This window comes from Staphylococcus hyicus, assembly GCF_000816085.1.
Lineage (GTDB): Bacteria > Bacillota > Bacilli > Staphylococcales > Staphylococcaceae > Staphylococcus > Staphylococcus hyicus.
Map to the genome: position 1 here is coordinate 651,318 of NZ_CP008747.1, position 24,768 is coordinate 676,085.

24 protein-coding genes and 1 pseudogene are annotated in these 24,768 nt (G+C 35.8%); 19 read left to right on the forward strand and 6 right to left on the reverse strand.

Translation table 11 applies throughout. The annotated features are described in order from the left end of the window. Window positions 1-126: 126 nt before the first annotated feature. The 6 genes from pcp to SHYC_RS02820 all read left to right on the forward strand — a co-directional run bounded on the left by pcp (window position 127) and on the right by SHYC_RS02820 (window position 6,807). Window positions 127-768: a pyroglutamyl-peptidase I gene (gene pcp, locus SHYC_RS02795; protein WP_039644349.1), complete on the forward strand. Its 642-nt coding sequence runs from the start codon at window positions 127-129 to the stop codon at window positions 766-768. Between the two features lie 172 nt (window positions 769-940). After that, window positions 941-3,877 (forward strand): formate dehydrogenase subunit alpha, encoded by a 2,937-nt coding sequence (gene fdhF / locus SHYC_RS02800; protein ID WP_039644351.1) that lies wholly within the window; start codon window positions 941-943, stop codon window positions 3,875-3,877. After that, entirely contained in the window at window positions 3,877-4,341 is a 465-nt protein-coding gene (locus SHYC_RS02805; RefSeq protein ID WP_039644353.1) for a helical membrane plugin domain-containing protein, read from the forward strand. Before fdhF ends, SHYC_RS02805 begins: the two co-directional genes overlap by 1 nt. 229 nt (window positions 4,342-4,570) lie before the next feature. Next, a complete protein-coding gene (locus SHYC_RS02810; RefSeq protein WP_039644355.1) occupies window positions 4,571-4,813 on the forward strand; it encodes a hypothetical protein in 243 nt (80 codons plus the stop codon). A gap of 26 nt (window positions 4,814-4,839) precedes the next feature. Further along, window positions 4,840-5,622, forward strand: a complete 783-nt coding sequence (locus tag SHYC_RS02815) for an N-acetylglucosaminidase (protein WP_039644357.1) — start codon at window positions 4,840-4,842, stop codon at window positions 5,620-5,622. Between the two features lie 60 nt (window positions 5,623-5,682). After that, entirely contained in the window at window positions 5,683-6,807 is a 1,125-nt protein-coding gene (locus SHYC_RS02820; protein WP_039644360.1) for an FAD-dependent monooxygenase, read from the forward strand. Between the two features lie 80 nt (window positions 6,808-6,887). On the opposite strand, the gene SHYC_RS02825 is transcribed toward SHYC_RS02820, so the two are convergent. The 3 genes from SHYC_RS02825 to SHYC_RS02835 form a co-directional block, all read right to left on the reverse strand. Beyond that, on the reverse strand, window positions 6,888-7,844 hold the full coding sequence (locus SHYC_RS02825) for a 2-hydroxyacid dehydrogenase family protein (RefSeq protein WP_039644362.1): 957 nt from the start codon (window positions 7,842-7,844) through the stop codon (window positions 6,888-6,890). Window positions 7,845-8,005: 161 nt separating this feature from the next. Beyond that, the gene (locus tag SHYC_RS02830) at window positions 8,006-8,575 is read right to left on the reverse strand and encodes a CHAP domain-containing protein (protein ID WP_039644364.1); all 570 of its coding nucleotides are present in this window, start codon (window positions 8,573-8,575) and stop codon (window positions 8,006-8,008) included. Between the two features lie 409 nt (window positions 8,576-8,984). Next, the gene (locus SHYC_RS02835; RefSeq protein WP_039644366.1) at window positions 8,985-9,365 is read right to left on the reverse strand and encodes a DUF4870 domain-containing protein; all 381 of its coding nucleotides are present in this window, start codon (window positions 9,363-9,365) and stop codon (window positions 8,985-8,987) included. Window positions 9,366-9,562: 197 nt separating this feature from the next. On the opposite strand from SHYC_RS02835, the gene SHYC_RS02840 reads away from it, so the two are divergent. The 3 genes from SHYC_RS02840 to SHYC_RS02850 all read left to right on the forward strand — a co-directional run bounded on the left by SHYC_RS02840 (window position 9,563) and on the right by SHYC_RS02850 (window position 12,665). Next, entirely contained in the window at window positions 9,563-10,639 is a 1,077-nt protein-coding gene (locus tag SHYC_RS02840) for an NAD/NADP-dependent octopine/nopaline dehydrogenase family protein (RefSeq protein ID WP_039644368.1), read from the forward strand. A gap of 21 nt (window positions 10,640-10,660) precedes the next feature. Next, complete coding sequence (gene nhaC / locus SHYC_RS02845; protein WP_039644370.1) at window positions 10,661-12,055, forward strand: Na+/H+ antiporter NhaC; 1,395 nt, start codon at window positions 10,661-10,663, stop codon at window positions 12,053-12,055. 136 nt (window positions 12,056-12,191) lie between these two features. After that, window positions 12,192-12,665, forward strand: a complete 474-nt coding sequence (locus SHYC_RS02850; protein ID WP_039644372.1) for a hypothetical protein — start codon at window positions 12,192-12,194, stop codon at window positions 12,663-12,665. A gap of 41 nt (window positions 12,666-12,706) precedes the next feature. Here the strand turns inward: SHYC_RS02850 and SHYC_RS12615 are convergent. After that, a pseudogene (locus SHYC_RS12615) lies at window positions 12,707-13,024 on the reverse strand (CHAP domain-containing protein); the annotation flags it as partial. An 871-nt stretch (window positions 13,025-13,895) separates the two neighbouring features. Here SHYC_RS12615 and SHYC_RS02860 point away from each other — a divergent pair. The 7 genes from SHYC_RS02860 to SHYC_RS02890 all read left to right on the forward strand — a co-directional run bounded on the left by SHYC_RS02860 (window position 13,896) and on the right by SHYC_RS02890 (window position 19,675). Continuing rightward, on the forward strand, window positions 13,896-14,222 hold the full coding sequence (locus SHYC_RS02860) for a PH domain-containing protein (protein WP_039644376.1): 327 nt from the start codon (window positions 13,896-13,898) through the stop codon (window positions 14,220-14,222). Window positions 14,223-14,645: 423 nt separating this feature from the next. Then, the gene (locus tag SHYC_RS02865; RefSeq protein WP_039644379.1) at window positions 14,646-15,698 is read left to right on the forward strand and encodes an LLM class flavin-dependent oxidoreductase; all 1,053 of its coding nucleotides are present in this window, start codon (window positions 14,646-14,648) and stop codon (window positions 15,696-15,698) included. Window positions 15,699-15,712: 14 nt separating this feature from the next. Next, window positions 15,713-16,066 carry a DoxX family protein gene (locus tag SHYC_RS02870; protein ID WP_039644380.1) on the forward strand — a complete coding sequence of 118 codons (354 nt, stop codon included), beginning with the start codon at window positions 15,713-15,715 and terminating at the stop codon, window positions 16,064-16,066. A gap of 269 nt (window positions 16,067-16,335) precedes the next feature. Then, window positions 16,336-16,680 (forward strand): transcriptional regulator, SarA/Rot family, encoded by a 345-nt coding sequence (locus SHYC_RS02875; RefSeq protein ID WP_039644382.1) that lies wholly within the window; start codon window positions 16,336-16,338, stop codon window positions 16,678-16,680. 262 nt (window positions 16,681-16,942) lie between these two features. Continuing rightward, a complete protein-coding gene (locus SHYC_RS02880; protein ID WP_039644385.1) occupies window positions 16,943-18,100 on the forward strand; it encodes an acyl-CoA dehydrogenase family protein in 1,158 nt (385 codons plus the stop codon). Between the two features lie 84 nt (window positions 18,101-18,184). Next, window positions 18,185-18,559 (forward strand): YbaN family protein, encoded by a 375-nt coding sequence (locus SHYC_RS02885; RefSeq protein WP_039644387.1) that lies wholly within the window; start codon window positions 18,185-18,187, stop codon window positions 18,557-18,559. A 198-nt stretch (window positions 18,560-18,757) separates the two neighbouring features. Next, window positions 18,758-19,675 (forward strand): ABC transporter substrate-binding protein, encoded by a 918-nt coding sequence (locus SHYC_RS02890; RefSeq protein ID WP_039644388.1) that lies wholly within the window; start codon window positions 18,758-18,760, stop codon window positions 19,673-19,675. Between the two features lie 272 nt (window positions 19,676-19,947). Here the strand turns inward: SHYC_RS02890 and SHYC_RS02895 are convergent, their stop codons facing one another. Together SHYC_RS02895 and SHYC_RS02900 are read right to left on the reverse strand one after the other, a co-directional pair. Next, the gene (locus SHYC_RS02895; protein ID WP_039644390.1) at window positions 19,948-21,462 is read right to left on the reverse strand and encodes a sodium:solute symporter family protein; all 1,515 of its coding nucleotides are present in this window, start codon (window positions 21,460-21,462) and stop codon (window positions 19,948-19,950) included. A 65-nt stretch (window positions 21,463-21,527) separates the two neighbouring features. After that, entirely contained in the window at window positions 21,528-22,409 is an 882-nt protein-coding gene (locus tag SHYC_RS02900; RefSeq protein ID WP_039644392.1) for an N-acetylneuraminate lyase, read from the reverse strand. Window positions 22,410-22,559: 150 nt separating this feature from the next. Between SHYC_RS02900 and SHYC_RS02905 the strand changes: the two genes are divergently transcribed. The 3 genes from SHYC_RS02905 to SHYC_RS02915 all read left to right on the forward strand — a co-directional run bounded on the left by SHYC_RS02905 (window position 22,560) and on the right by SHYC_RS02915 (window position 24,758). After that, a complete protein-coding gene (locus SHYC_RS02905) occupies window positions 22,560-23,225 on the forward strand; it encodes a FadR/GntR family transcriptional regulator (protein ID WP_039644394.1) in 666 nt (221 codons plus the stop codon). Beyond that, the gene (locus SHYC_RS02910; RefSeq protein ID WP_039644396.1) at window positions 23,206-24,066 is read left to right on the forward strand and encodes an ROK family protein; all 861 of its coding nucleotides are present in this window, start codon (window positions 23,206-23,208) and stop codon (window positions 24,064-24,066) included. The genes SHYC_RS02905 and SHYC_RS02910 overlap by 20 nt, the downstream gene beginning before the upstream one ends. A 128-nt stretch (window positions 24,067-24,194) precedes the next feature. Further along, entirely contained in the window at window positions 24,195-24,758 is a 564-nt protein-coding gene (locus SHYC_RS02915; RefSeq protein WP_257053710.1) for a biotin transporter BioY, read from the forward strand. Window positions 24,759-24,768: the final 10 nt, after the last annotated feature.

The following is a 24,768-nucleotide window of genomic DNA, read 5'->3' on the forward strand; positions in this document are numbered from 1 at the left end:
ATAAATGTAATTGTTTGAAGTAAAATTACATCACGATAGTCTCATCATGCGTTCAGTAACATCATCTAATAGCCCAATGTTACTGACTATGTTTAATCTTTATCAATGGTTTAGGAGTGGTAAAAAATGAATATTCTAATCACAGCATTTGAACCTTTTAATGGTGCTAAAATGAATCCGTCTGAATATGTAGCAAGGCAATTACCTTCTCACATTAATGGCCATAAAGTGGATACCCTTATCCTTCCAACTGCTTTTCACTTATGTGTTGACAACGTAAAACAACGATTGCGAATGAAAGGGTATGATGTTGTCATCGGATTAGGCCAAGCGGGAGGGAGATCAGTCATTACACCTGAACGCGTGGCAATTAATATTGACGATGCTATGATTCCTGATAATAAAGGTTATCAACCTATCGATTGTCCTATTCAACAACAAGGTCCGTCTGCCTATTTTTCAACATTACCTGTGAAACGAATGGTACAAGCAATGCTGGAAGCGCATGTGCCAAGTGCGCTTTCTAATAGTGCAGGTACCTTTGTTTGCAATCATTTAATGTATGAATTGGCACATATCGCTCATACACAATATCCACATTTACGTACAGGATTTATTCATCTTCCTTATGAAGAAATACAAGTGGAATCAACCAGTCACGCATCTTCTATGACTTTAAATACAATGGTGAAGGGCATTGAAACCGCTATTCGTGTTGTTACAGAAAAGGATACAGACATTGATGCGTCGTATGGTACGTTAAGCTAAGTGTAAAATAACGTCGAAATAGGAATATTATTATTTTATTTTCTTGAAATAGTGAACAATAGCTAAATTTATGGTAAATGGTTAACATTTGGAGATAAACAGTTTAAAATAGAAGTGACTAAGCATGTGGGGGCATCTTAGGCATATAAAATGTTTTTATAGGGGGGATACTATGCAAGAACATCTTATCGTAACTTTGGATGGTAAAGATTATCTTGTAGAACCAGGTAAAAATTTACTTGCGTTTATTAAAGAACAACAAACATTTGTACCTTCCATTTGTTATAACGAATCATTAGGTCCGATTCAAACATGTGATACATGTGCTGTTGAAATTGATGGAAGCATTGAACGCGCTTGTGGGACTACAATTGATCGTTCAATGGTCGTAAATACTCAAGGTCAAGATGTACAAGATTCGCAAAAAGAAGCATTAGATCGTATTTTAGAAAAGCACCAACTGTATTGTACAGTTTGTGATTACAATAACGGCAACTGTGAAATTCATAACACGATGGATGAATGGGGTCTTGAACATCAAACGTATGAATATAAGCCGAAACCATACGAAGTGGATTTTGGTCCATTTTATCGCTATGATCCTAATCAATGTATTTTATGTGGACGTTGTGTAGAAGTCTGTCAAGATGTACAAGTCAACGAAACACTAACGATTGATTGGGAACGTGAACAGCCAAGAGTAATTTGGGACAATGATGTTTCAATCAACGAATCATCGTGTGTAGGTTGTGGACAATGTGCAACGGTATGTCCATGTAATGCGATGATGGAAAATAATATGGTGGGTAAAGCTGGATATATGACAGATATTGAGCCAGGTTCTTTAGCCTCTATGATTGATTTAACGAAAAAAGCAGAAACGGGTTACGGTCCATTATTTGCAGTATCTGATTCTGAAGCAGCAATGCGAGAAGAACGTATTAAGAAAACAAAAACAGTATGTACATATTGTGGCGTAGGTTGTAGCTTTGAAGTTTGGACGAAAGATCGTGAAATTTTAAAAGTGCAACCATCTCATGATTCACCTGCGAATAAAATATCATCATGCGTTAAAGGTAAATTCGGTTGGGATTATGTGAATTCTGAAGAGCGTTTAACGAAACCACTCATTCGCCGTGGCGATCAATTTGAAGAGGTTGAATGGGAAGAAGCGATTCCATATGTCGCTAAGCGCATGAACGATATTAAAGAAAAATACGGTTCAAAAGCACTTTCATTTATTTCATCTTCAAAAGCTACAAATGAAGAGTCTTATTTAATGCAAAAAATGGCACGCCAAGTATTTGGGACAAACAACATTGATAACTGTTCACGTTATTGCCAAGCACCTGCGACAAAAGGTTTATTCCGTACCGTAGGCCATGGTGGAGACTCTGGTTCAATTGATGATATTGGCAATGCTGAAATGGTTATTACGATTGGTACCAATACAGCAGAGGCACATCCTGTCATTGCATCACGTATTAAACGTTCGCATAAACTCTTTGGTCAAAAATTACATGTTTTTGATATCCGTAAACATGAAATGGCTGAACGTGCAGATGAATTTTATCAACCAAATCCAGGTACAGACTTAGTTTGGTTGTCAGCTGTGACAAAATACATTATTGACAATGATTGGCATGACAAAGCATTTATTGAAAAATGGGTGGATCATGCAGATGAATATTACAAATCCCTTGAACCTTATACAATGGAGTTTGCTGAAGAAACAACAGGCATTCCTAAAGAACGCTTAATTCACTTAGCTAAAGAAATTGTAAGTGTCAATTCCGTTGTTGTATGTTGGGCAATGGGTGTGACACAACAAGAAACAGGTTCAGATACAAGTACGGCAATTTCTAACATGTTACTTGCGACGGGGAACTATATGAAACCAGGGGCAGGGTCTTATCCTTTACGTGGTCATAACAACGTACAAGGCTGTTCAGATTTTGGAAGTATGCCAGATAAATTCCCAGGCTATCAAGGTGTGGCGGATGATGAAGTGCGTGCGCGTTATGAAAAAGCATGGGGAGTCACTTTACCGAGTGAACCTGGATATGACAACCATCAAATGATGGATCATATTCATGCAGGTGAGGTACACAGTTTATTTATTCTAGGTGAGGATACAGGTATCGTAGACTCGAATATCAATTATGTTCAAGCAGCATTAGAAAAAGTGGATTTTTTAGTTGTGCAAGATGAATTTTTAACATTTACAGCTGAATATGCTGATGTCGTATTACCAGCAAGTCCATCTCTTGAAAAAGATGGTACATTTACAAATACTGAACGTCGTTTCCAACGCTTATATCAAGTATTAGAGCCGTTAGGTGATTCAAAACCAGATTGGCAAATTACGCAACTTATTGCCAAAGAACTCGGTTTTGATTGGAATTATTCACATCCTTCAGAAATTATGGATGAAGCATCAAGCTTAACACCTATGTTTGCAGGTGTAAAATATGAACGCTTAGAAGGTTATAATAGCTTGCAATGGCCTGTAGAAGCAGATGGTACAGATTCGCCGTTACTCTTTACTGAAGGCTTTAACTTTGATAACGGCAAAGCAAAGTTCTTCCCGTTATCTTTTGATAATTTTTATAAGACGAATGAAACATACGATTTACATGTTAATAATGGGCGTGTTCTTGAACACTTCCATGAAGGAAATATGACATATAAAGTGCCTGGACTTAAGTATAAGATGCCAACTGCATTTATTGAAATTTCGCCAGAGCTTGCTGAAGAACGTAGTATTCACGAAGGAGCAGCGGTTAAATTAACATCTGAAACAGGTGAAGCTACAGGTCATGTTCATATTACAGACCGAGTGAAAGGCAAACAAATCTATTTACCACTTAATGATAACAATGCTGCGGCCATCAACTACTTGACGAGCAGTGTGACTGACCCAGAAACACATACACCGGCATATAAATCCACTTGTTGCCGAATGGAAGTGCTAAGTAAACGTGGCAAGTCTCCACTGAATCCAACAAACTTCCGTAATCAAAAACGCAACCCACAGTACAGTGTTGCTGTAGAGAAAAAATGGGAAAGACCGGATTACATCTTTCCAGGGGATCAGGTGATGAAATAATGGCTGAGAGAATTTCTAAAATAAAACGTATTGAAAAATCAGAAGCGGAAATCAAAGCGGAACGTGTCACGAAAGTCACAGATGCCATAGCTGAAAACAGTGAAAGTATTTTAAAAGCAATTAAACTCGTTGAAGCTTTAGATGAAGCGAAAATTCTTGATGCGTTAACAGGAGCAATCAAACAACGTGGTGTCATTACAGAAAAAGTGGTGACTGAGCTTAATAAAGACCAATACGCTGGAGCAATTCACAATATCGGTCAAATGGCATTTTTACTTGGAGATTTAAACCCTGACGATTTAAAGATTCTTATGAATAAATTAAATAAAGGTTTGCGTGTTGCCCATCAAGCAAGCGGAAATCAACGTACAACAATTACAGGTTTAATGGGCATCTTAAAAGATGACGATATGAACCAAAGTTTGACATACTTTTTAAATATTTTAAAAGGTATGTCAAGATAACAGATATGATTTATAGATAGAACTTTACGTTTAGCACCTATTCAAACGCCGTCAAAATTCAGTTGTAGTGAATTTTGACGGCGTTTTATTCGTATGCTATTTCAATAAATACAAATAAATTGAAAAATTTGGAAGGAGATGAGATAGTGCCGTCCACACTTTTTTAAGGATTAAAAGCAGAGCTAATAGATTCATGATAAAATATTAAGTATTAAAAAGGAGGGAACTTATGGATATTAAAACAATAAAAATGTTAGCAATCATTTCGAACATATTATTGGTGTTAGGTTTAATGTCACTATTTTTTATACATACCGTTGTGGCGATTATGTTCTTTTTATTATCGCTAGGATTAAGTCTTTTTATTTTTAATAAGATGTATAGAGGTAAAAAATGGGTGAGAAATGCTGTTAACATTGCTTATGTCATTGTTTTAATCGTTGTTATAGCAGTACTATTCAAAATGATATAAATGATTTAAACATAGGGGCGTCAAACATGAAATCTTGGATTAAAAAACATCCATCTAGGGTGTTCATCATCGTAATTTTAGTAATCTTTATCCTTCTACTCTTTATAAACGAAACGCATTTGTTTACGAATGATAAAACGGTGACATTTGATGAAGCAGTACAACGTCAAACTACGCAAGGTGTCCTTCATACAACATCACGTGACAATCAGTTTGTAGAAGCATCAGAAAGGGAAGTGAAAGAGGCCATGCGTGTAAAATTACGTGATTCTGATTTAAAATATATGGACATCTCTGAGCCAGTTCAACTTTCAAAAGATGAAGTGAACCGAATGCTTCAAGGTAAAGGTGTTTTAGAAAATCAAGGGGAGGCATTTTTGGAAGCACAAAAAGAAACTGATGTGAATGTCATTTATTTAGTGAGTCATGCTTTAATTGAAACAGGTAATGGACATTCAGAACTTGCTCATGGGATAAAGCATCATAAACAACGCTATTATAACTTTTTTGGGATAGGTGCCTTTGATAGTAATGCGGTGGAAACTGGAAAAAGCTATGCGGTTCAAGAAAAGTGGACATCTCCACAACGAGCCATTAAAGGTGGTGCGCATTTTGTACGTGAGCAATATTTTAAAAATGGCCAAATTTCTTTATATCAAATGAAGTGGCATCCTCAAAACCCAGGGACAAATCAATATGCGAGTGATATTGAATGGCCGGATAAAATTGCTGCAAAGATGCAACACTTTTATGATGAATATGGTATTAAGAAAGATGATGTCCGGAGAGATTTTTACTTAAAAGGTTAAAAAGCAGTGGATAGCATAAAATGAAATGAAAAGATGAAATGATATTAGAGGTGAATCTAAATGAAGATTGGTATTGTGGGTGCAGGTATTGGTGGTTTGACACTTGCAGCGCTGTTGAATAAACAAAATCATGAAGTGCGTATATATGAAAAAAAACCAAGTATCCAAGAAATAGGTGCAGGTATTGGGATTGGAGATAACGTTCTTACAAAACTTGGTGATCATGACCTCGCCAAAGGTATAAAAAATGAAGGACAGTTATTAAAATCTATGTGTATTCACGATGAAGAGGGGCAAACGTTGAGTCAAGTTGCTTTTCCAGAAACGGCTACAAATTTAACATTATTGCGTCAATCATTGGTGGATACCATTGCAACATATGTCGATCAAGAACATATCTATTTTAACTATGAAGTGACGGGGGTCCATGCTTCAAACAATAGGGTAACGTTAGATTTTTCTACGAACGAATCCGAACATTTTGATCTTGTAGTGGCAGCGGACGGCATTCATTCAACAATCCGTCAATCTGTCGCACCTGATACGAAAGTACGTTATCAAGGGTATACATGTTTTCGAGGTGTTGTTGAAGATATGAATACTTGTGATCATATTGCAGAAGAATATTGGGGCAAAAAAGGGCGTTTTGGCATCGTACCTTTGCTTAACGGAAAAGCCTATTGGTTTGCTACCATTAATGCTAAAGAAAAAGACCCTAATTATTTACACTTTAATAAGCCGTATCTTCAAGCGTATTTTAATCATTTTCCGGAAAAAGTACGTATGATTTTGGATAAACAGCCGGAAACTGAAATATTGCATCATGATATTTATGATTTAAAACCGCTAAAATCATTTGTGTTTGACCAACGTATCGTTTTACTTGGAGATGCCGCGCATGCAACGACACCGAATATGGGACAAGGTGCAGGCCAAGCGATGGAAGATGCAATTGTATTAAATAATGTATTATTAAAATATCCTTTAATAGAAGCTCTAAAGCGATATGATCGCTTGCGAGTAAAACATACGACAAAAGTGATTCATAAATCTCGAAAAATTGGAAAAATGGCTCAAAAAGATGGGAAATTAAGTAGGGTATTTCGCAATAAATTATTACAATTCACGCCAAATCAACTGTTGATCAAACAAATGGCATTTTTAAATAAGGCGAAAAGTGAATAATGTTAACTGAATTGATATGATGACAATATTATAACACGCGTATAAGTGACCTAAGGATAGGGCTTATACGCGTGTTTATTTTATGCATTGACGATGAAATCAGGTGTTTCACCTTGTGCTTTTTTAATTAAATTATTTGCAACAATTTTAGCCATCATATCACGCGCTTCATATGTAGCGTTACCGATATGTGGTGTAATTACAACATTATCTAATGATTTCAAACCTTCAGTAATTTGAGGTTCAAATTCATACACATCTAATGCAGCACCTTCAATGACTTTATTTTGTAATGCTTCAAGTAAGGCTTGTTCGTGTACAATAGGGCCACGTGAGGCGTTAATTAAATACGCTGTTGGTTTCATTAATTTAAGCTGAGCGTGATCAATCATATGCTCCATAGATGGATTGTAAGCAGCGTTGATGACAACGAAATCTGATTTTTGTAATAAGGTGTCAAGGTCTACATAAGTTGCATCTAACGTTTGTTCTTTGTCTTCTTTACGATTTGGACCAGTGTACAAGATGTTCATATCAAAGCCTTTAGCTCGACGACCTACTGCACTTCCGATTTCTCCTAAACCGATAATACCAATGGTTTTACCTGATACTTCACGACCTCGGAAAAATAAAGGTGCCCATCCATCAAAGCCTTCATGACGCATTAATTGATCACCTTCAGGAATACGTCGTGCTACAGCAAGTAAAATTCCCATTGTTAATTCCGCCGTCGCATTCGTGGAAGCTTTTGGTGTATTGGAAACATGAATTCCTTTTGATTTTGCATAGTCAATATCGACATTATTAAAACCCGCACCATAATTTGCGATGAATTCTAAATGTGGCGCATGATCAATCACGTCTTTATCAACTTGAGTAGAGAGTAGACTCACAAGGCCGAATGCATCTTCAACCCCTTGTTTTAATGCATCTTTACTAATAATACCTTTGCCATCATACATCTTAACGTCAAAGTGTGCTTCTAATAACTCTAATCCGACTTTTGGAATCGGACCAGCCACAAATATTTTTTTCATAATTTTCCCACCTCTCTCTATAAGTATAAGTAAACGTTTTCTAAGTGACAAGATAAGACTATTGAAAATAAAAAAGAAGGTATGAGAGGGGTGTCTCATACCTTCTTTTAGGTGAGGATTAATTTAATTGCACTTAAATTAATCCCATATTTAAACGTTATTTATTTTACGTGAATAAAGTTATAAGAACCTACTTCACTAGCTGAGATTGTACGTTCACTTACGTTGAATGGACCACCATTATAGTTCATTTCAGAAACAGTAATCGAACCGTCATCATTTACAGATTCTACATATGCGACATGACCGAATGGACCTTCAGAAGATTGTAAGATAGCGCCAGCTTCTGGTGTGTTATTCACAGTGTAGCCAGCTGCAGCTGCTGCACTAGCCCAGTTGTTTGCGTTACCCCATGTTGAACCAATTGAGCCTCCAACTTTGTCATATACATACCAAGTACATTGACCAGCTGTATATAAGTTGCCTGCTGAAACAGTACCTGTAGAATGAGTAGATGTTGAAGTTGTTGAAGTGTTTGTGCCGTTTGTATATGATGAAGAATTATTTGATGTGTAATCGTAGTTTGTCGTTCCACCATTTGTATTATAGTTGTAACTCCATGAATAATTATAGCTACCTTCAGCCGCATCTGCTTCGTGATGGTTTAATCCAACTGCTGCTGCACCTACTCCCGCTGTTAATGTAGTTACTGTAGCGATTTTCTTTAACATAATAAAAATCCTCCCAAACATTTTTTTATAATAGATTCCTTATTTGCTTAAAGACTTACATGCGTGCATATACGCGTTTATGGTTTCTAATCGCTTTATTTAACGACAAGACACACTCTATCAGAAAAATATTGTTTTGTGTGGAATGTTACGGTTTTGTAATCAAATGTAAAAAGTGCCTATGATTTTTGTAATGTTGTGACAGAAGAAAAAAGAAGGATACACTAAGCATAAAACGTATGGGACAACGGGTGAGGACAGGGAGCAATACTTACTTTTAGTGACTTTAAATGAAAAATAAGATAATCCCTGTACAAGTGAAAGGGAATTATCTTAAAAGGACAAAAACTAAAATAACATCATTTTAAACACATTTTGTAATATTTTTTGTAACAATTAAAAGGTGAAATCATTTGAAAAATGGTATCGATAAAAAGGGGAGAAAGTTTTCTCCATTATATGCTTTAACAATCGCAACAATTTTAAAGATAAAATAGAGTAATCCAAGAATAGGAACAATAAGAAATCCGACTAATACAAAGATAAGTAGCGTCCCTATAGCAGCCCATAGTGTGTACGAAATTTCAAAATTAAAATAATTCTTACCCGCTTTGTCTACAAATTTGGATTGGTCACGTTTGATTAACCAAATTAAAAGCGGTCCTAATATCGGGGCGAAAAAAGATGTAACATAAATAAGGACGGCCATTAATCGTTCATCGTCGTTAGGAAAATAAGGGACATCTGAATATGGCTGTGTGTACGCCACATCATCATGAGATTGTGTCATTGCAAAACCTCCATCAGTTTACGTATAGTTTTCATACTTAGCGTAACATAAAACGTCATGTCAATCACTTTTAAAATATCCATTGAAAGACAGTTTAAAAGGTTTTGAAGCAGTGAAGTTATCTATTTCATTTTGTCGTTAGCTTTGTTAACATGCTTATGAGACATATTTATAAATTGAAGTGGGGAGAGTGTTTTATGAAAATTGCTATCGTAGGATCTGGAAATGGTGCAGTAACAGCTGCTGTTCAAATGACAAATAATGGTCACGATGTGCGTCTATATTGTAGAAATCAAAGTATTCATAAATTTGATCAAGCTAAAGCTAAAGGTGGTTTTAAATTTAATGAAGAAGGACAGGAAACGTTTGTGCCATTCACAAATATTAGTGATGATATGTCATACGTTTTAGAAGATGCCGAAGTCATTATGCTTATTATTCCGTCTTCTTTTATTGAATATTATGCAGAACTGATGGCATCTCATATTCATAAAGAGCAAATTATTTTCTTCAATATGGCTGCTGCAATGGGATCTGCAAGGTTTATTAAAGTGTTAAAAGAATTAAAAAATGATGTGCGTCCTATTTTTGCGGAGGCTAATACGTTAACTTATGGGACACGTGTAGATTTTGAGCATGCTGTGGTTAATCTATCATTAAATGTGCGTAAAGTATATTTTTCAACATTTAATGAGGCGGATTTAAGTGGAACGTTTAAAAAAATGGAAAAGTTATATCCATATCTTGTTAAAGAAGAAAGTTTGTGGCGAACGAACCTCGAAAACGGCAATCCTGAAGTGCACCCAGGACCAACGCTTTTAAATGTAGGCCGTATTGATTATAGTGGTGATTTTGCACTATATAAAGAAGGAATTACAAAGCATACTGTCCGATTATTGCACGCTGTGGAACTGGAACGTTTAACATTGGGACGTAAACTAGGCTTTGAACTTGAAACAGCAAAAGAAGGTCGTATAGAACGTGGTTATTTAGAACGAGAAGATGAAGATAAACCACTTAAAAATTTATTTAATGATAGCCCAGTGTTCTCACAAATTCGAGGGCCACATCAAGTGAATAATCGCTATTTAACGGAAGATATCGCTTATGGACTTGTTCTGTGGTCAAGTTTAGGACGTGAAATTGGTGTCCCTACACCTAATATTGATGCAATTATCGTCATTGCTTCAACGATTTTAGAACGTGATTTTTACAAAGAAGGTCTTACAATAGAAGATTTAGGACGTGAAAATGTAGGATTAACGTCATATTAAAGTTAAAGGGGGAGCGGATGAATGACGCGTAAACCATCTTTTTTAGAATCGATTTCAACGATTCTCGTTATGATGATTATCGTATGTGTGGGCTTTATTTTTTTTAAAATTCCAGTTCAACCATTACTTATCATTGCCTCTTCATATGCTGCTTTTATAGCATGGAGGGTAGGGTTAAAGTGGAAAGATTTAGAGGAAGGTATTGTGCATCGATTGACAACAGCAATGCCTGCGATATTCATCATTTTAGCTGTAGGAATTATTGTCGGGACTTGGATGTTTTCTGGAACAGTACCCGGATTGATTTATTATGGACTAAAGTTTTTAAGTCCTGAGTATTTTTTGGTATCAGCGTTTTTAATTTCAGCCGTATGTTCTGTTGCTACAGGAACCGCTTGGGGCTCTGCGTCCACTGCTGGTATTGCTTTAATTGCAATCGCACATCAAATGGATATTCCATCAGGGATGGCAGCGGGTGCCATTATATCTGGCGCAGTTTTTGGCGATAAAATGTCGCCGCTATCTGATACGACAAACTTGGCATCTTTAGTGACGCGCGTTAATATTTTTTCCCATATTAAACATATGATTTGGACAACGATTCCTGCGTCAATTATCGGCATGCTCGTTTGGCATTTTGCTTCCTTTGGATTAGGACATCAGGCCAACACGAAAAATATTAATAAAATTTTAAATGATATCGAGGCGATGTATCATCTTAATGTGTTGATTTGGGTGCCTCTCATAGTCATTATCCTATGTTTAGCATTCAAAATGGCAACGGTCCCTGCAATGTTAATATCAAGTGCGTCTGCAATTGCAGTCGGTACGTTAAATCATGGTTTTAAGCTGCAAGATGGATTTAATGCTACATTCATGGGTTTTACACCACAAATGTTAACTACGAATGTAGGTCACCTATCCAAACATGCGTTAACGTTAATTGAACAAGGCGGTATTATGAGCATGACTCAAATTATTGTAACAATATTTTGTGGCTATGCCTTTGCTGGGATTGTTGAGAAAGCAGGGTGCTTGGATGTATTACTTGCGTCCATTTCAAATAAGGTTAATTCACGAGGTTCATTAATTTTAGTGACCATTATTGGAACGCTAATGATGGTTCTTGCGGCAGGCGTTGCATCCGTAGCTATTATTATGGTAGGCGTTTTGCTTATGGATATGTACAACAAAATGGGATATAGTCGCGTGAATCTTTCTCGCACCTTAGAAGATTCTGGAACAATGGTGCTACCACTTATTCCTTGGGGAACTTCAGGCGTGTATTACACACAACAATTAGGTGTTAATGTTAGTGACTTTTTTATTTGGGCAATTCCATGTTATTTATGTATCCTCATTGCATTAATATATGGATTTTCGGGATTTAGTATTAAAAAAGCCACATCATCGTAATGGTGTTAACGTTTCCGTAATAATGTGATAGAAAAATGGACTTTTATACTAGATTTAGGTTTAAAAATTTAAAAATCGGTAATATTAATAGTGTAAATGAGGTGATTCCATATTTTACTTAATAGGTCTTGTAGCGATGATTCTATTATGGTTTGGGATACACCAATTTATCAATAAAGACTTACAAGTTGTAAGAAGTCCTTCTATCATTTTATGGGTTTTCAGCTTTATTTTGTATTTTGTAGCGATTGTACTTTATAGAGCTGAAGCCCTTACTTTTGTTTTCAAGCTTCATGAAGTTTTGATTGTTACTCTGTTTGGTTTTATTGTGGCATGGGTATATTCCCATTTACGTAAGTCTATTGATACAATGGTTTATACTAGTATAATCGTTGTTTTATCGATAATATTGGTTTTTTTAACAATCTCAAACTATGACAACGGTGTTGTTTCGATGATGTATATTGTCCGTTTGATACTCACGGCGCTTCTTGTAGGCGTGGGTGCTGATGTTGTTTGGAGACAATATAAATCAAAACAAATGGAAAATTTTCCATTACTTTATTTATTTGCATTCGGATATTGGATTACAATAGCATATTGGTTTTAAAAAAGAGGCCTACCGTTATAAACGGAAGCCTCTTTTTATGGTTAATGAATGTAATTATAACTTGCAGCTTCTCCAGCTGAAATAGTTCGTGATGTTACAACACCAGGACCTTGACCGTAGTTCATTTCTGAAATCGTAATAGAACCATTACTATTCACTGATTCAACGTATGCAACATGACCAAATGGACCAGAAGTTGTTTGTAAAATAGCGCCTGCTTTAGGTGTGTGATTGACTGTATAACCAGATGCTGCGGCTGCAGATGCCCAGTTGTTCGCATTGCCCCAAGTGGAACCAATAGTGCCCCCAACACGGTCGAAAACATAGTACGTACACTGACCTGCAGTGTATAAGTTTGCCCCAGATGTACCTTTTGAAACTGTGCGTGAAGCTGATGTAGTTGATGTAGAATATGATTGATTAGAAGTTATTGTTCTTGGTGCTGAAGTAGTTTTTGCACTGTAATTATAATTAGAAGTTGTGTTGTAGCGATAGTTAGATGTAGATGTGTAATTATAATTGTTTTGCGTTGTGTAGTAATAGCTTGAGCCATTTCCACCATTAAATTGCGCTGGTGACCAGTTACCTTGCCAAGTGAAGTGATAATTATTGTTTTGGTCGATTGTATAGCTGTAGCTATATGATGTTGGATCATTTGGGTTATACCCACCGTTGTATTCTGCAGCATCAGCGTCATGTCCGTGTGCCAAAGTAATTGCAACTACACCTGCAGTAGCGATTGAAGTTGTAGCGATTAATTTTTTCATTTGAAAAAGTCCTCCTAAAAGAATGCTATATATTTATAAATTTTAGACCATATGCGATAGGAACTGACGTCATAAAATTGTGTAAATCGTTTTAATCATTTTTTACAACGAGTAATACTCTAACAGAAAAAAATGTATTTGTGTCATGTGTTAACACTTTGTAATTTTTAAGAAAATTTTTTATCATTGATACTGTTAAAAAAGAGTGTTTAAATGTGAATTCCATCGCATTTAAACACTATAGATGGCAAAATTTAGATTTATTAGAAAATTGTTGTTAACATTTTGTAATATGATTGTCATTCTAAATTGACGTATTATCATATTTTTTATTCCTAAATTTACGTTGGTTTGAAAGTGTATATTATTTAATATATTGAATTTAAAAATAAACACATAACAAGTAATTTGTTACAGCAGTTGTTATAATAAAGATAAGACTATGATAAAGGGGCGGATTGTGATGATACTTGACCGTGTGAATCCAGAAGATTTATTCCCAACTGAAAAAGAAGGGCCTGCTGTGCTTGGTACGATTGAATATGAAGTGCAAGGGCAAAGCGAATATGAAGGGGCATATATCGCTACAAATGAACGACTCATCATGAATGTCGATATGAATGGTCAATTTTACTATCGCAATATTCCATATGGTGACATCACCAGTGTATCTTATGATGCGGGCATTCTTTGGTTTGGTTTTGAAGTTGGTAAAGTCGCAATGAAAGATATTAAAAACGGCAATGTTGATGCATTTATTGATTACGTTCAAGCACAAATAGAATCGTAACAACACGATATTCGTTTTTTTGTTTGTTCATAGCACCTCGTATTTCTATGTACCTTACTTCAACTTAGGTGCATGACAGACATTTATTTGATTTCATCCTAGGTACACACCTTAAAACCCACCATATGAAAAAGATAAAATAATCGCTAACATCGTTCATTTTCAAATGAATGGTGTTAGCGATTTTTATTTTAAAGTATTGCTATGGCATTGTGATATTTTAAAGTAGGTTTAAAGCGCACCTAGTAAATATTAAGGTGAAACGATTTATACATGTTGCGCATTTCCAAAAAGGGGATGGACGCAAATCATAAATATATTTCTAATTCGAAATAAAATGATTGACGCAGCCTGAAATCAGGGATATAATCCATGTATAAAATATTGGTATAAAATTTATACTGTAATTGAGGTGAGTGTGTAATGAAAATTGAACTTGGAATAACATCATTTGCTGATAATCATGACATTTATACAGAAAAAGGGGTATATCCAGCATTATCTAATGCGGAACGTATTCGTAATATTGTGGAAGAAATTCAATTGGCAGATGACGTAGGGCTAGACGTCTATGGTCTTGGGGAACATCATCGACCTGATTATGCGGTTTCCAATCCAGCGACAGTTTTGGCTGCAGCAGCATCCATAACAAAACGTATTAAATTGTCCTCAGCAGTGACAGTGTTATCTTCAGATGATCCAGTGCGCATCTATCAACAATTTTCGACAGTGGATGCAATCTCTCATGGACGCGCTGAAATAATGGCAGGGCGTGGGTCATTTATCGAATCCTTTCCATTATTTGGTTATGACCTAAATAATTATGAGGAATTGTTTGATGAAAAAATACAGCTATTAATGGAAATTAATAAAAATGAAATCGTTCATTGGAAAGGAAGTCTGAGACCCGATATAGATGGATTAGGGGTATATCCACGAGCTGAAAAACCATTACCGATTTGGCTTGCTACAGGAGGCACGCCTGAATCATCATTAAAAGCAGGTACACTTGGATTACCTATTACGTATGCGATTATAGGAGGAAATCCACGCCGCTTTGCTAGAAACGTAGCCATGTATAAAGCTATAGCTGAATCTAATGGCTATCATCCAGAGGACTTAAAAATTGCGACACATTCGTGGGGGTATATCGCTGATACGGATGAACAAGCGCAAGCAGAGTATATGCCTGCAACCGAAGCCCATCATAACATTATAGCGAAAGAACGTGGTTGGCCAATGTTTACGTATGAACACTTTATGCGTGAAGTTGGACCGAATGGTGCAATGTATGTAGGGAGCCCAGAAACAGTAGCTCAAAAAATCATTGATACAGTGGAAGCTCTAGGGCTAACACGTTTTATGTTACATTTACCTATAGGTTCAATCCCGCATGAACGCACATTAAATGCGATTCGTTTATTCGGAACTAAGGTGAAACCAATTGTAGATGAATATTTTAAAAATAAAAAATAAGGAGAGAGTTTGTGATGCTATTAAGATATATTTCGAATGTAAAGTTAGCTAAAGAATTACTCAGTGCGTCAAAGCCTAAATTAAAAAACGATCAAGGTTTAAGAGATGCTTTTGAATCATTTAACCTTTCACCTGATTTGGTACGAGTTGTTGGTGTGGCTGAAAGTGTAGCCGCGGTTCTATTCGGGTTAAGTATATTCAATAAAAAGTTATCTCAAGTAGGTTCGTTCATTACCATTATCGTATTGGGCGTAGCGATACAAAAGCATATGGAAGCTGGACACGGAAAAGAAGGTGCACAACACGCAATTGATTTAGTTACAATGGCAGGTTTAAGCCTTGCAGACACTATAGTAAGTAGTGAATAATTTTAAAAGAAAATTAATAAATTGTCTGTTTTTATTGGAGCTAAGACATTATTGTGTCATAGTTCCTTTTTTTATAATTAGGGTCATACCCTTAAAATGTGGGCGTTTAAGAAAATTTCGAATATATTTTCAGGAAGTAATTGAAAAAAGTGCGGTAAAGGTTTAGAATACAATTATTAAGAAATTAAATTTCCAAGTAAATATAGTTTTTAGAAACACAGAACTTTACGTATGCATCTTGGATAGCAACTACTGAGGTGATTAAATTGATGAAGTATCCAGTCAAAAACATGAAAGAGTTTATAGCCATTACCCGCACAACTAAAGAAATATCTCACAATATTAAGCAAGCATATGCGCTAACATATGAAGAACTTTTTATTCTTGTACACGTTCAAGAAAAAAGATTGCCAGCGTATAACGTGAAAGATATCATCACAGTATCAAAATTTAAGCCTTACTATATTACTAAAGCACTTCAAAAACTTAAAGAAAATGGTTATTTATCAAAAAAGAGAAATGAACAGGATGAACGTACGGTTATTATTGAAATTTCGAAAGATCAGTATGAGAAAATCGACCAATTATTTCACAATATTGAAGCTACATTTTAATGATGGGGCGATTTGTTTTAAAAAAGAAAACAAATGAAGACAAGTATTAAATCAATTACGGTTGAGGGCGTTAAATATACCAGATGATAAAAGGATTAGAGCGATGTTAAACGTTCTAATCCTTTGTCTTTTAAAGTAGGGGGGCAAGTCTTTACTTTCAGAAAGTCTTATTTCTTAATCTTCTTAAATAGGATTCATATCTATTTTGTACTATAATGTTGAGTGAGAAACTAAGAAATAAAATTGAAAGTGAGTGGCGAACATGCAATCTATTTTAATTCAGTCTAATCTTCAAAAAACATGGATTGAAAAGCTAGAAACACAACGCCCTATGTTTGAAGCGAATGCATCACGAAATGATTTATCAAGAACATTTCCTTATGAAAATGTGCAATGGCTGGTGGATAATGGGTATACACGATTAACATTGCCAAAAACTCATGGCGGATATGGAGCGACGCTTGAAGATATGGTGGTATTACAAACTCTACTTGGTTCAATGGATGCCGCAACAGCACTTTCAGTTGGGTGGCATTTAAGTTTAATCGGTGAGCTTTTTGAAACTAAAAAGTGGGATAATGAGATACTCATCGCACTAGCAGAAGCAGTAAAACGTGGCGCACTCATTAATCGTGCTGTGAGCGAAGCTGAAACCGGAAGCCCTACAAGGGGAGGCAAACCACAAACCTATGCGAAACGACATGGTAAAAGTTACGTCATAAATGGTGTAAAAACGTTTACTTCAATGAGTCCAGCATTAACACATATTGTCGTTGCTGCTTATATGCCTGAACATGAGCAAGTGGGCTTCTTTCTTGTGCATCAAGATAGTGAAGGGTTAAGTATTGCAGATAATTGGGATATGATTGGAATGCGTGCCACTGAGAGTCATGATATTGTCCTTGAGAATGTGAAAGTCCCACGATCACACCTTGTTGAAATAAAGGGTCAAAATCCTGCGTTTCAAAATGGATGGCTTTTACACATACCTAGTACGTATCTTGGTATTGCGCAAGCAGCAAGAGATTATGCTTATCAATTTGCCACTTCATATCGCCCTAATAGTATAGAAGGAACGATTGCTGACTTACCCATTGTGCAACAAAATTTGGGTAAGATGGATACAAAATTGTTAGCAGCGCGCCATATGTTATGGAGTACCGCACAAGCTTATCAAAATAAAAGTCAGGAGCAATCGATTCAAAGTGAAATCAGTGCAAGTAAAGTCATTGTCATGAATGAAGGTTTAGATGTTGTTGATTTAGCTATGCGCATAGTAGGGGCTAAAAGTTTAGAAATGACACGGCCACTCCAACGTTATTATCGTGATATGCGTGCGGGATTGCATAATCCGCCTATGGAAGATATGGCGTATTCACAGATTGCAAATAATGCTATAAACACATGGAATACGCTTTAAACACGGACTTATGAATGAAGTCATTGAAAGATATGTGATCCCTCTTTATAATGAAACGTAACACGAAAGAGGGAGACGAGCATCATGCGCTATATATTAATAGCTATTGGCGTCATTTTTACGTTGCTTGGTTTTGCTGGAGCAGTTTTACCATTATTACCGACAACACCATTTTTACTTGTAGCAGTGATATGTTTTGCTAAAAGTTCGAAAAAGTTTCATGATTGGCTCGTACAAACAAAAGTGTACCAAGCTTATGTTGAAGATTTTAAATTGTATAGAGGCTACACAATGAGAAAGAAAATTCAACTGCTCATTAGTTTATATATTGTCGTAGGTTTTTCAATTTGGGCTGTGGAGATTCCTATTATTAGAATCGGGCTTTTCATCATGGTCATCATTCAAACTATTGTTTTATTTACTTGGGTGCGCACACTTCCAGAAAAACAGGGACATTAATAACGGAATTGATGTGCTGTTTTTTTAATATAAATATTAAGTTTAAGAACGTTCCTAAATTGACTTGATAATTCAGTTTTAGGAGCGTTTTTAATTGTAAATTGATGTTTTGGAAAAGTGGACGACTAAATTTTTATTGCTTTAGCAGAATAAAGTGTGTATAATAATGATAATCATTATCAATTGGAGGAAGAAAAGATGCAAAAATGGTTCATTCCACTTGTTGTTTTTATGTTGTTATTAACTGCTTGTGGTCCAAATAAAAAAGAAGAAAGTGCGCAATCTGATGAAAAGACGCTAGCACTTAAAACAGCAGAGGGAAAACAAAATATTAACATACCGCAAACGCCCAAGCGTATTGTAGTGCTTGCGCCCACATACGCAGGCGGTTTGAAATATTTGGATGCCAACATTGTCGGTGTTTCAAGCCAAGTAGATCAAAGTCCAATATTGAAAAAACATTTTAAGGATATTAATAAAGTTGGAACGGATGATGTTGAAAAAGTGGCATCTTTAAAGCCGGATTTAATTATTACGTATAATACTGATAAAAATACGAAAAAACTTGAAAAAATCGCACCTACTTTAGCGATTAATTATGCTATGTATAATTACATTGAGCAACAAGAATTATTAGGCCAAATTATGAATAAAGAAAAAGAAGTTGCAGATTGGAAAGAGAAATGGCTGAAAGAAACGAAACAAGATGGCAAAGACATCAAACAAGCAATCGGTGAAGATGCTACCGTGTCAATTATTGAAGATTTTGAGAAGAAAATTTATGCGTATGGTAAAAATTGGGGGCGTGGTAGTGAAGTGATTTATCAGGCATTTGGTTTAAAAATGCCTACTGAATTAGAAAAAGCGACACAAAAAGAAGGTTGGAAAGAAATTTCTAAAGAAGACTTAGAAACATACTCAGGTGACTACATAGTTAAAGCAAAAGCGCCAAAAGCAGCACAACCTGAATTTACACGAACGTCGATGTGGTCTAATTTAAAACCGGTAAAAGAAAATCATGTCTTTGATGTAGATTCAAGTATTTATTGGTACAATGATCCGTATTCGTTAGACGTCATTCGTAAAGACTTAAAAGAGAAATTTTTAAGAAATTAAACGAATCCAAGTGAAGAGAGGTTGCTCATCTTCCCAATAAACATAGACGGGGACAAAGCAACCTAAGAAACAATAACATCCAACATCATTCATTGATTCAAGAAAGATGTTGGATGTTATTTTTGTTAATTAATACATTGCGTCTTAATGATGAATTTAAAATATCATTTTGATTGATATCTTATCCCTTTTTTTAATGACCTTTCAGACTACAATTTTAAAGCATCAAATCTTAGATGATTGATACGTTAATGAAGTGTTATGTGGAGATGTTATTTTCTAACATACGTACTATGTTTATGTTTCTCATAAATGGTCAGACCGGTAATGTCCTTTTTCGTATTTGGAAGTATCAAGCTTGAAAGGTATGCTGTGCCGAATGCAATAAAAAATGCAATGATTGATGTATAAAAAGGTGAACCAGCGCCTCCTACACCTTGGAGAAAATAACTAACAATGACGGTGATGATAAGTCCTACAATCACACCTGTACCATGGGTGCGTTTCGTGAAAATACCTACAGCAAATATCCCAGCGAGTGGTACACCGAATAAACCTGTGATGAGCAAGAATAAATCCCACATATCACTAGAGTTAGAAGCGATTAAGTAAAGTGAGGCTATTAAGCTGATTAAACCAACAACAATTGTGGTTAATCTCGCAAAACGCACTTCAGCTTTTTCATGTTGTTTTCCAAAAAATCGCTGCTTAATGTCGATAGAGATACATGCGGAAATTGAATTTAGACTTGATGAGATAGTCGATTGTGCTGCTGCGAAAATTGCAGCTATTAATAACCCACCAAGAAAAGGTGGCATTTGCGTTAAAATAAAATAAGGAACGATTGAAGACGTATTAAAGTCATTTGGTAAGGTAATTTGATGTTCATAAAATGCATAGAGGGCCGTACCCATACCGAAAAAGATAGGGGCAGAAATTAAGGCTAAAATACCATTTGTCCAAATCGATTGAGCGGTTTCTTTCATTGATTCTGAAGCTTGATAACGTTGGACAACGTCCTGGCTTGCAGTATATTGTTGTAAATTGTTAAACACACTTCCAATAAAAATAATCGGGATAGCTGCAGCGCTAGCACTTAGTTTCCAATTGTCTGCACTAATCAATTTTTTATTTTGAATGGCATCATGGACAACAGTTGAGAAACCACCGTCAACTTGACTGATTGCCATAATGATAATAATAATGGCACCGCCAAGTAAAATCACACCTTGTATAAAATCACTCCAAACCACGCCCTCAAACCCACCTAAGAAAGTATAGATGATACAGAGTAAGCCTACTAAACACGCCACAACATATGGATTAATATCAGATACCGCAGTTATTGCTAGCGTCGGTAAATATATAACGATAGCGATCCTTCCAAGATGAAATAAGACGAATAATAAAGAACCAATTACGCGCACTGCAGGGTTAAAGCGAGCTTCCAAATATTCATATGCAGAAGTTACATGTAATTTTTTAAAAAATGGAATATAGAAATAAATTAATAATGGAATGATAGCAACAATCGCGATATTCCCAGCAATATAAGACCAATCTGTAAGAAATGATTTTTCAGGTGTTGACATAAATGTAATCGCACTTAAAGTCGTTGCGTATATTGAAAAGCCCACTACCCACGATGGGAGACGACCACTTGCAGTAAAAAAGCTTTCAGTATCTTTTCCAGCGCGACGTGTAAAAAATGCACCAACTGCTAGCATAAGCAATAAGTATAAAATCAATGCAACCCAATTCCAAAATCCAAACCCAATTGTATTCATAATGTTAACCCCTCTTTCAATCAATGTGAATGCGGTAAATGCTTCAAATATGTTTCATGACTTCTCTATAAGCGATATTGTTGAATAAGTGCTTTTAATTGAGGCCTTAAAGCCGCTTTAAAAGGGTGGAAAGGTGCTTTTGGATAACCCGTTTCTATTCCTTTTTCTTTTAGAATGGCTTTTAGTGTAGGGTATAATCCCATTTTTAAAACTTGCTCAATAATGTCATTGGTTTCATGTTGTAATGCATATGCTTTTTCAATATTTCCTGATTGAGCGGCTTTGAAAATCGCTTGAGCACGCACACCGTTGATGTTGTACGTTGAACCGATTGCACCATCAACTCCAGATATTGCTGCTTGAACGAGCATTTCATCGAAACCTGAAAAGATTAAATGATTAGGGAATGCATGACGTAAACGCTCAAGTAAGAAAAAGTCAGGGGCAGTATATTTAACACCGATAATGCGTTCATTTTTGAACAATACTTCAAATTGTTCGATTGAAAGATTGACACCTGTTAACCCGGGGATGGCATAAATAATCATGTCATTTTCAGTTGTTTCGATAATTTTAAAGTAATAATCACATATTTCTTCAAATGTAAAAGGATAATAAAATGGTGTGACTGCCGATAAGGCATCATAACCTAGTGCCGTTGCATATTGCCCAAGTAGAATGGCTTCATTTAAATCTAAAGAACCTACTTGTGCGATTAAACGTATGTCATCTTGAGCCTCTTCCTTGACGATACGGAAAACCTCTTTCTTTTGATTGGTATTCATTAAGAAATTTTCTCCAGAACTCCCATTGACGTATAAACCATCTAGTTGTTGATGGTCTATCGCATTGCGCACGACGTCACGTAAACCACTTTCAATAATATTTCCATTCTCATCGAATGGGACTAATAGTGCTGCATATAAGCCTTTTAAATGATTTTTCATGGTTTGCCTCCTCTGATTATTGAAATATTGGTCAGACCAATTTATACTTATATTGTAAGCGCTATCATTTAAGAGGTCAATAGCGCATTTTATTGTAATATGACGTTTTATGATACACTTGAATCGTTATGAAAGGGGGAGTACACAAGGATGGAAGACATGAACAGTCGTCAAAGTTTAAAGGGGAAAATGGTGGAAAATATTAAAAATTATATTTTGGATGCCCAACTTACAGCAGGAGACAAGTTACCCACAGAACGTAAATTAGCCGAAGAATATCAAGTGAGTCGCTCAGTTGTGCGAGAGGCATTAAGTTATTTAGAAAACACAGGAGTAACAGAAAGTGTCCAAGGTAAGGGAACAATTGTAAAAGCACATGATATTACGCCACTTATAGAAGGTTTTTTATTTAGCTTTCAAGTGTCACGAGGAAATTTAAAAGATTTAATGATGCTCCGCTTGACATTTGAACTTGCAGCGATTGATGTTATAGAGCGAGATGAAACCTCTTTAGAAGCGATTGAACGTATCCTTGTAGATAATCCTGAAACGTTTACTATCGATGATGATAAAGCATTTCATCAAAGTATTTTAGAAGCGGTAAATGTACCATTATTTAAACAAATGAGTGCGGTCGTGCATGCGTATTTTTATCAAACACCTATTAAATCTTCAGAGCGAGACAATCAATTAAGTATTGATGACCATCAAGCGATTTATGAAGCTTTAAAAGCCAAACATTATGCTAAAGCGAAAACATTATTAACTAAACATTTATTGCGAGGTGCTAAATTTTATGACGAAAATTGCAATTGATATTGGAGGGACATTTATAAAATCTGCGATCGTAGAACCTGGATTTCAACTGGAGGGTTATCAAAAACACCCTACTCCAATCAATGAAAATAAAGCCATTTTAAAAGAGGTCGTTAACCGTATTGACCATTATGTGCATGCCTATCATTTAAAAAATGTCAGCATTGGTATTTCGACAGCAGGTGCTGTTAATTGTGTTGAGGGTACCATTGTATACGCAAATGACAACATACTGGATTATGCTGGTACGGATTTTAAACAGGCATTACGTCCATTCTCTACCCAAGTAAATGTCTACAACGATGTAGATGCTGCAATGTTAGGGGAAATATCATACCGGAAATACCCGGTTCAAAGTGCATTTTGTTTAACCTTAGGTACAGGTATCGGCGGTAGTTATTTTCACCAACAAAGTGGATTAATGGTTGGTGCACGACATCGAGCCAATCAGATAGGACATTTACTCTTTGATCCTAATACTCACACAAATTATGAACAACGTGCGTCAACACGGGCATTAAAACAATTGATGTTAAAACAAGCTTATGGCCATGATCATGTAGCTCAATTATTTGAAGATGCACGTCATGCTGAGAAATCACAATGGATATTACATACTTGGGGGCGTGAAGTTGCGCGAGGTATAGCGGAAGTACAAATTATGTTTGATCCAGAGTGTGTCATTATCGGCGGAGGCATTTCTCAACAACAACACGCCTTATTAAAATACATACAACCACACGTAAAAGCTTACTTACCACCACATTATGGTTGCGCTAAAATTGAAACTGCACAATTACAAAATGATGCAGCACTGATTGGTGCGGTCTCTGAATTGTAAACGTGCTAGAAAAAATGTTTACAATCATGTATAATACGGCAATGGCTATATCATTTTAAATATGACGATTTTTTTGTTGGTCATTTTAAATGGTGTAACACGTTTGAAGTCAATAGGGAGGAAATTTAGTGAATCAAACAAAATTACTAGTATATACTGCGTTAATGACTGCAATGATTGCAATCATGGGGTTTGTAATGCCAATCCAATTGCCGTTTATACCCGTGCCAATTGTACTACAAAATATAGGCGTTTTTTTGGCTGGCATTTTATTAGGTCGAAAATACGGGACATTAAGTGTCATTGTATTTTTATTACTAGTCGCATGTGGTGCGCCTTTATTATCTGGAGGACGTGGTGGTATCGGTGTGTTTATGGGTCCGAGTGCAGGATTTTTATTTATGTATCCGATTGTTGCATTTTTAATTGGATGGATAAGAGATCGTCAATTTGAACATTTAAATGTGTTTAAAGTGTTTATGATTATTTTGGTTATCGGTGTCTTATTATTAGATTTTGTAGGTGCTGTGGTAATGGGTTTAATTACACATATACCGGTGTCTAAGGCTCTCTATACGTCGTTAATATTTATCCCGGGAGATGTCATAAAAGCACTTATCGCTTCATTTTTTGCGATTGCTTTGTTGAAAAATCCAGTAACAGCACGTGTATTAAAACATACGCATTCATAAGAAAAAAGGG